The organism is Lysinibacillus sp. CTST325 (genome assembly GCF_054665055.1).
In genome coordinates, this window is record NZ_BAAFHO010000061.1 from 1 (window position 1) to 297 (window position 297).

The 297-nt window shown below is 40.4% G+C and carries 1 rRNA gene; it reads right to left on the bottom strand.

From position 1 onward, the window contains the following. Nucleotides 1–99: ribosomal RNA gene (gene rrf / locus ACYQ73_RS28355) — 5S ribosomal RNA — on the bottom strand; the annotation flags it as partial. Nucleotides 100–297 lie beyond the last annotated feature (198 nt).

The window sequence follows — 297 nt, forward strand, 5'->3', positions numbered from 1 at the left end:
TCTCACAGGGGGAAGCCCCCAACTACCATCGGCGCTAAAGAGCTTAACTTCCGTGTTCGGTATGGGAACGGGTGTGACCTCTTTGCCATCATCACTAGACTATTTAAAAGACAAGATTTATTATAACTCATTTTCGTTATAATTGCAAGCTTTTTTTCTGAAAAACTTTCTTATTCTTTCAAAACTGGATAAACGGTGCATTGAATGTTTCAAACATTTTGGTTAAGTCCTCGATCGATTAGTATTCGTCAGCTCCATGTGTCACCACACTTCCACCTCGAACCTATCTACCTCATC